The 7580-nt window shown below is 63.6% G+C and carries 7 protein-coding genes and 1 pseudogene; 3 read left to right on the plus strand and 5 right to left on the minus strand.

Translation table 11 applies throughout. The features are described from left to right. A pseudogene (locus ACK59Z_RS25535) lies at positions 1-261 on the minus strand (outer membrane assembly protein); the annotation flags it as partial. A gap of 197 nt (positions 262-458) precedes the next feature. Here ACK59Z_RS25535 and ACK59Z_RS25540 point away from each other — a divergent pair. Together ACK59Z_RS25540 and ACK59Z_RS25545 are read left to right on the plus strand one after the other, a co-directional pair. Beyond that, a complete protein-coding gene (locus ACK59Z_RS25540; RefSeq protein WP_108192049.1) occupies positions 459-1160 on the plus strand; it encodes a response regulator transcription factor in 702 nt (233 codons plus the stop codon). After that, on the plus strand, positions 1157-2419 hold the full coding sequence (locus ACK59Z_RS25545) for an ATP-binding protein (protein ID WP_004374932.1): 1263 nt from the start codon (positions 1157-1159) through the stop codon (positions 2417-2419). Before ACK59Z_RS25540 ends, ACK59Z_RS25545 begins: the two co-directional genes overlap by 4 nt. Here the strand turns inward: ACK59Z_RS25545 and ACK59Z_RS25550 are convergent. The 3 genes from ACK59Z_RS25550 to ACK59Z_RS25560 form a co-directional block, all read right to left on the minus strand. Continuing rightward, positions 2412-3407: an aldo/keto reductase gene (locus ACK59Z_RS25550; RefSeq protein WP_010954243.1), complete on the minus strand. Its 996-nt coding sequence runs from the start codon at positions 3405-3407 to the stop codon at positions 2412-2414. The genes ACK59Z_RS25545 and ACK59Z_RS25550 overlap by 8 nt on opposite strands. Positions 3408-3503: 96 nt before the next feature. Continuing rightward, positions 3504-4355, minus strand: a complete 852-nt coding sequence (locus tag ACK59Z_RS25555) for a LysR family transcriptional regulator (RefSeq protein WP_004374928.1) — start codon at positions 4353-4355, stop codon at positions 3504-3506. A gap of 62 nt (positions 4356-4417) precedes the next feature. Further along, positions 4418-5602: an MFS transporter gene (locus tag ACK59Z_RS25560; RefSeq protein ID WP_033725485.1), complete on the minus strand. Its 1185-nt coding sequence runs from the start codon at positions 5600-5602 to the stop codon at positions 4418-4420. Between the two features lie 267 nt (positions 5603-5869). On the opposite strand from ACK59Z_RS25560, the gene ACK59Z_RS25565 reads away from it, so the two are divergent. Next, the gene (locus tag ACK59Z_RS25565) at positions 5870-6529 is read left to right on the plus strand and encodes an alpha/beta hydrolase (RefSeq protein WP_004576841.1); all 660 of its coding nucleotides are present in this window, start codon (positions 5870-5872) and stop codon (positions 6527-6529) included. On the opposite strand, the gene ACK59Z_RS25570 is transcribed toward ACK59Z_RS25565, so the two are convergent. Next, entirely contained in the window at positions 6514-7395 is an 882-nt protein-coding gene (locus ACK59Z_RS25570; protein ID WP_004374921.1) for a LysR family transcriptional regulator, read from the minus strand. The genes ACK59Z_RS25565 and ACK59Z_RS25570 overlap by 16 nt on opposite strands. Positions 7396-7580 lie beyond the last annotated feature (185 nt).

Raw genomic sequence — 7580 nt, forward strand, 5'->3', positions numbered from 1 at the left:
CACGTTGATGATCAGCACATTGCCATCGCGGCTCAACTGGATGTCCTGGAAGAACCCGGTCTTGAACAAGGAACGCGTCGAGTCCACCAGGCGGCGGTCGTCGGCCTGGTCGCCAACGTTCAGCGGCAAGGCACCGAACACACTGCCAGCGGAAACCCGCTGCAGGCCGTTGACGCGAATGTCGGCGATCCTGAACGGTGAGGCCTGGGCCAGCGTGGCTTTCAGCAGCAGGATGGAGAGCAACAGGCGCGGGTAGTTCATCGGGGGTTCCAGACAAGCGGATTTGGAGGGAGGCGAGCGCGGGCAACCCGCAAGCAGCGGGCGATGAGGATACGGGCGGGCTGTGTACGGCGCGGTTAGCCGAGGGTAAAGATGTGTAAAGTCCGACCGGCCGGCGGTGACAGTGCCGGGGCGTAGGGCGATCATTACCCCCCCTGCAATTGCGATATCTGGCCCTGATGATCCCTGTGCTGCTGGTCGACGACGACCGCGAACTGACCGAAATGCTCTCTTTGTACCTGGCGCGCGAAGGCTTCCAGGCAACGGCCGTGGACACCGGCGAAGAAGGCGAGACCCAGGCGTTGTCCGGTGACTTCCAGGTGGTGGTGCTGGACGTCATGCTGCCCGGCATTTCGGGCATCGAAGTGTTACGCCGCGTGCGCGCGCGCAGCCAGGTGCCGGTACTGCTGCTGACGGCCCGTGGCGACAACATCGACCGCATCGCCGGCCTGGAGCTGGGTGCCGACGACTATGTACCCAAGCCCAGCTCTCCTGGCGAGCTGGTGGCGCGCCTGCGGGCGATACTGCGCCGCGTGCAGCCACACCTGAAGGGTGAAACCAGCGCGCCCGAGGTACCTGAACAGGTACGCAGCGGTGCATTGAAAATGTGGCCGGGGCGGCGCGAGGCACGCTGGGGCGCAGCCACGCTGGAACTGACCGGCTCCGAGTTCAGCCTGCTCGAAGCCCTGGCGCGCCAGGCCGGTCAGCTGGTCAGCAAGCAGGACCTGTCGCTCAATGCCCTGGGCCGGCCGCTGACCCGTTATGACCGACGCATCGACGTGCACGTCAGCAGCATCCGGCAAAAACTTGGCCCGCGTGCCGATGGCAGCAGCTGGATCCAGAGCGTGCGCGGCATGGGCTACATGCTGATCGTCGAATGATGCGCCGGCGTCTGTTCTGGAAGCTGTTCCTGGCGTTCTGGCTGGCCAACACCCTGACCTTCCTGGTGGGGGCGGGGGCCTTCATGCTCAATGAGCTGCGCGGCGATACACCCGGGCTGCGTTCGCTGCTGGCCACCGAGCTGCAATTGCTCGAACGGCATGGCGAGCGGGCCGGCCGCCAGTTGCTGGACGTGTCGCCACAGCCGCAGGATGTGCAAGTAGGCCTTTACGACGATCAAGGCCGCTTGCTGGCTGGCCAAACGGTGCACGTGGCGCGTTTCGAGCAGGCACTGCTCGACCGTGACGGCCGCCCGCTGGTGCTGCGCGCTTCGGTGGCCACCCGTGTCGGTATGGCACCGCGCCCACGCAACCTTGGCCCGTTTGTGACAGGGGCGGTGATGAGCGCGCTGTTCGCGCTGTTGTGCAGCTTTTACCTGACCCGGCCGCTGACCTGGCTGCGCGAGGCCATGGGCCAGGTTGCCCAAGGCCGTTTCGATGTGCGGGTCAGGCCGCGGCTGGGCAAGCGCCGTGACGAAATCGTCGACCTGGCCGAGGACTGTGACCGCATGGCCGGCCAGCTCAAGGCCCTGGTGCAGGCCCAGCAGAACCTGCTGCATGATATTTCCCATGAGCTGCGCTCACCGCTTACCCGCATGCATGCCGCCATCGGCCTGATGCGCCAGCAACCTGACCGGCCCGACATGCTGGAGCGGGTCGAGCGCGAGTCGCGACGCATGGACGACCTGATTGAGCAACTGCTGACCCTGGCCCGTGCCCAGTCCCGTCAAGGCAACAGCGACTTCGCCAGCGTGGATGTGGTCGAACTGCTGGCGCAGATCGTCGAGGATGCCCGTTTCGAGGCAGGCATGAAGCAGTGCCAGGTGTCCTTGCTGGCTCAGGGCGCGTTTCTCATGCATGGCCATGAAGAACTCCTGTACCGGGCCTTCGAGAACGTCATCCGCAATGCCGTGCGCTACACCAAGCCCGGCACAGCGGTATTGGTGGAGGCCGCACCGGCACCAGGTGGGCAATGGTTGCAGGTGTGCGTCAGCGACCATGGCCCGGGCGTCGACCCGGCGCGCCTGCAGCGCATCTTCGAACCGTTCGACCGTGGCACCGACAGCAGCGACGGCTTCGGCCTGGGGCTGGCGATCGCCCAGCGTGCCATCGCCTTGCACGGTGGCAGCATCACCGCGCTGGCCGCCGCCACAGGGGGCTTGCGGGTGCGCATCGAACTGCCGCAAGCCATTGCTACTTGAAGCCGGTGACCGCGTGGGGAACGTAAGGGGCCTGCAAGCGCGCCACCTCGTCCTCGCTCAGCTGCAGTGACAGTGCGCCCAGGGCATCGTCCAGGTGGGCGGGCTTCGAGGCGCCGACGATAGGGGCGCTAACGCCGGCCCTACCCAGCACCCAGGCCAGCGCAACCTGGGCCATCGGCACCCCCCGTTCGCTGGCGATCTGCTCGACCACATCGATTACCCGGCCGTCCTCCACCTCGGTCTTTTCATAGAACGACTGCCCGGACACATCGGTGCGCGTGCGTTGGGTTTGCTGCCCATGCGGTCGTGTCAGGCGGCCGCGCGCCATCGGGCTCCAGGGCATCAGGCCGACGCCTTGATCCAGGCACAGCGGGATCATCTCTCGCTCTTCTTCGCGGTAGATCAGGTTGAGGTAGTTCTGCATCGACACGAAGCGGCTCCAGCCATGGTTGGCGGCTACCTGCTGCGCCTTGGCGAACTGCCAGGCATACATCGACGATGCACCGATGTAGCGCGCCTTGCCGGCCTTGACCACATCATGCAGAGCTTCCATGGTTTCCTCGATGGGGGTGTGGTAATCCCAGCGGTGGATCTGGTAAAGGTCGACGTAGTCTGTGCCCAGGCGGCTGAGGCTGGCGTCGATGTTGGCCATGATCGCCTTGCGTGACAAGCCTTGCTCATTGGGCCGGCTGGCGCCTTCCCACATGTTGGCAGGGAAGAACACCTTGGTGGCGATCACGGTTTCTTCGCGGCGGGTAAACTCCCTCAGTAGTTTGCCGAGGATGATTTCCGAGGTGCCGGCGGAATAGCTGTTGGCAGTGTCGAAGAAGTTGATGCCTTGCTCGACGGCATGGCGAATGATCGGCCGGCTGGCGTCTTCGCCCAAGGTCCAGGGATGAGTGCCGGCGTCGGGTTCACCGAAGGTCATGCAGCCCAGGCACAGCCTTGAAATGTCCAGCCCAGTGCTACCCAGCTTTACGTACTGCATCGTCGTCTCCTTCAAGGGCGTGAGTGATGGAGTTAGCCTAACGCTGGCAGGGTTGGGCGAAAATTCCGTATTGATGCATGCGCCATCTGCAAGAATTCACAAGCGTAGCAGCGGCCGCACCTGTTGCTGAAGGAAGTCGGTAACCGCCTTGATCCGCGGCGTGGCGCGCACGTCTTCATGCACGGCCAGCCAGATTTCGATGCTCATTGTCTGTTGGGCGCTGCCTGCCTCTTTCAGACCGTGTTCCTGTGCCATGAACGCGGGCAGGCAGGCGATGCCGATGCCGCCGGCACAGGCTTGGGCCTGGATGCGCAGATCATTGCTGTGCAATGCGAACGGCTGCTGGCCGGCCTGGAGGTTGAGCCATTGCTGTTGTGGGGAACGGGCCTGAGACTCGTCGTAGCCGATGTAGCGCCTGACCGTTGCGCTGGCCAGGTAACCGGGCGAGGCATACAGCCGGTAATCCAGGTGCCCCAGCAGGCTGACCACCAGAGTTGGCTCTGTCGGCCTGGCCAGGGCGATGCTGATGTCAGCTTCGCGGCGGACCAAGGATGCCTTGGATTTGCTGCCTACCAGCTTCAGGCGCAGCTGTGGGTAGCGCTGGTACAGCTCGCCCAGGCGCCGGGCGACGATGCTGCCCAGCAGCGCCGGTGGTGCCGAGAGCACCACTTCGCCTTCCACTGTCTGTTGGCCGGCGCTGGCGAAATGCGCCAGGGCAAACGAGGACATGGCCATCTGCTCGGCGAGTTCCGCAACACGTTGGCCTTCGTGGGTGAGGGCATAGGCGCGGGGACGTCGGTCGACCAGCTTGAGCTTGAGCGAAGCTTCGAGCGAGGCGATGCGCCGGGCCACGGTGGCGTGGTCGACACCCAGGGTCTTGGCAGCGGCCGACAGCGAGCCGGCCGAGCTGAAGGCGGAGAAATGGCGCAGGTCTTCCCAATCGAACATGAATGACTCGGCAGTGGCGGGTGCATAAAGGGGTAGGGTAACCCTTTATGACCCTGCCGGCTTCAATGCCCGCCTTTCATCCGCCGCGCCACCAGGTAGATGCCCAGGCCAACCAGCGCAGTCGCGGCGCCGATGTACCCGGTGCTGGTCCAGCCCATGCCGGCAGTGATCGCCATGCCTCCCAGCCATGGCCCCAGGGCATTGGCCAGGTTGAACGCCGCATGGTTCGACGCCGCTGCCAGGCTAGGTGCCTCATGGGCAATGTCCATGAGGCGGATCTGTAGCGGTGCCGCCAGCGCGATCATGGTGCCCACCAGGCCGATGCCCAGCAGCAGGCTCCACAGCGCCTGGGCGGCGAAGGTAAAGAACAGCAGCACGGCGACCGACCACATCAGTACCAAGCCCACGGCGCGGAACTGCAGGCGGTCGAACAGCTTGCCGCCAGCGATGTTGCCGACGATACCGCCCACGCCGAACGCCGCCAGACCAAACGGAATCCACTGTGGCGACACCTGGGTCACGTGCAGCATGGTCGGTGCCAGGTAGCTGAACACGCAGAACATGCCGGCAAAACCGATCGAAGCGATGGCCAGCGCCATCCATACCTGTGGGAGGGCAAAGGCCTGTAGCTCCTTGCGCGGGTCGCTGCGTGTTTCGTCGTGGCGCTGGGGCACGAAACGCCAGACCAGGGCGATGGTGCACAGGGCGATCGCGCCGACCAGCACGAATGCCGAACGCCAACCGAAGTACTGGCCCAGGAAGGTGGCAACCGGGTTGCCGAGCAACATGGCCAAGGTCAGGCCCATCATTACCCGGGCAACCGCCCCCGCGCGCTGATCCTTGGCGACCATGCTCGAGGCGACCACTGCGGCAATGCCGAAGTAGGCGCCGTGGGGCAGGCCGCTGATGAAACGAAATGTGACCAGGCCACCGAACGAGGGGGCAAAGGCCGTGGCCAGGTTGCCCACGGCATACAGCAGCATCAACAGCAGCAGCATGTGCTTGCGCAACAGTTTGGCACCGAGAATGGCCAGTGTCGGTGCGCCAACCATCACCCCCAGCGCATACGCGCTGATGGCATGGCCCACCTGCGGCTCGCTCAACTGCAAATTGCTGGCAATGTCGGGCATCAGGCCCATGATGGCGAATTCGCCGGTGCCGATGGCAAAGCTGCCCAGTGCCATGGCGGCTTCCATCTTGGCGACGGTGTGTTTACTGGGGAGCGGGGGGCGTTCCTGGACTGACATTTGTATCCCTATTGAAACATGCTGAAACGTTCAAGGCGGGATAATAGTCAATCGATTGCTGCAACGTCGAGGATGCTGCCCCGGCTTCCGCGACGTTGCAGCCCGTTTCCTGCTCAGTTCGGGCGCGCTTGCTACGCCCCTGGCTGAAGTGACGGGATCCTGTGGCAGCGAGTACGCCTGCTCTTTTAGACTGCGGGCGGTGACGCGCCAACCCTCGGCAAACGGTGAGTACACGCGCCACACATTCGGTTCACAAGGACAACTGCAATGTCAGATACCCCGCGCAACCCGCTGCTTATCGATGGGGCCGTCGGCCAGATCGAGCTGTTGATCGACTACCCCGACGGACCACCCAAAGGGCTGGTGCTGGTCAGCCATCCGCAACCGCTGCTGGGCGGTAGCCCACGGCATATCGTGCCACTGACCCTGGCACGGCAGCTGCGTGCAGCCGGCTGGCAAGTGGTACGGCCGAGCTTTCGTGGGGTGGGGCAGACGCAAGGCACGCACGACCAGGGAATCGGTGAAGCCGAGGATTGCATCGCGGTCATCCGTCACTTCAATCAGCAACAGCCCGAGCTGCCGGTAGCGCTGGTCGGGTTTTCCTTTGGGGCCTACGTGTTCGCCCGGGTTGCCTGTGCGCTGGAAGGGCAGTTGCAGGCAGTCGCATTGATGGGGCTGCCGGTGGGGGATGTACCGGGAGGGCGCTATTACGAGCCATTGCCGCTGCCTGGGGATTGCCTGTTACTCCATGGTGAACAGGATGAAATGGCACCGCTGGCCAACCTGCTGCAATGGGCTGGCCCTGAACAACGGGCAGTGTCGGTATACGCCGGTGCCAATCACTTTTTCAAAGGCTGCCTGGGGCGTGCCGCGGAGCAGGTGATTGCTCATCTCGCCCAGAAGACTGGTACTCACCGCTCCAGGTAATGCGTCTGTGCAGCAAAATCGATGAACCGCTTGCTGGCCAGCGACAGGTATTCCCCCGAGCGCCAGCACAACCGGAAACTCATCTGCTGTGCTGGCCGGAACGGCACGCCGACGATGCCTGGCGTGCGTTGCTGCACCGAGCGCAGCAGGGTCGCCACCCCCATGTTGTCCAGCGCGGCCTGCACCACCAGCGAGACGAAGTTGCTCTGTAGCGCCACCTGGTAAGTGATGCCATGTTCGGCGAAGAACGCATCCAGAAGATGACGTTGAACGAAGGTGCGATCGAACACCACCATGTCGGTATTGCGCAGGTCTTCGGCGGTGAGGTAGGCCTTGCCGGCATAGGGGTGATCCGGGTGCATGCACGCCAGCATCTCGTCGCTGCCCAGCAGGATCGACTCCTTGTCGGGCGGTACACGCCGGGACTCCAGCAGCGCCAGGTCGATTTCCCGTTGCTCCAGGCGATGGCCAATGTCTTCGGCACTGCCTTCGAACACGGTCATGGCAATGCCCGGGTACGACTTGCGGAAGGCGTTCATCAACCCGGGGACGTAGTGCAGGCCGAACATCGGCGGGATACCCAGGCGCACCTCACCGCGCTTGAGGTCGGCCATGTCGCGCAGTTCTTGCCGGGCAACGTCCATTTCGCGCAGGGCAGAGGCAATGCGCGGCAAGAACTGCTCGCCTTCTGCCGTGAGGATCACTTTGCGCGTGGTGCGGTTGAACAGGGTTACCCCCAGTTCTTCTTCCAGCCGGGTAACGGCCATGCTCAGCGCGGGCTGGGCGATGTGCAGGTGCTGCGCGGCCTTGGTGAAGCTGCCTTGCCGGACGATTTCGACACAGCAGCGCAATGCCTTGAGGTTCATTGAGGGGTGCTACCTTTCATGCGGGATGCATTCATAACGAACTGTGATGCTAAGCATCATAACAATATATTTATTATTATTAACCAGAGGGCCTACGATGCGCGCCACTGAGACATCCTGCAACATCTCAGTCACGCAGCTTAATAAATCTGCAATCCCACAAAGATTTTGAGGTAGTACCCCAA

This window comes from Pseudomonas sp. KCJK9058, assembly GCF_046230975.1.
Lineage (GTDB): Bacteria > Pseudomonadota > Gammaproteobacteria > Pseudomonadales > Pseudomonadaceae > Aquipseudomonas > Aquipseudomonas alloputida.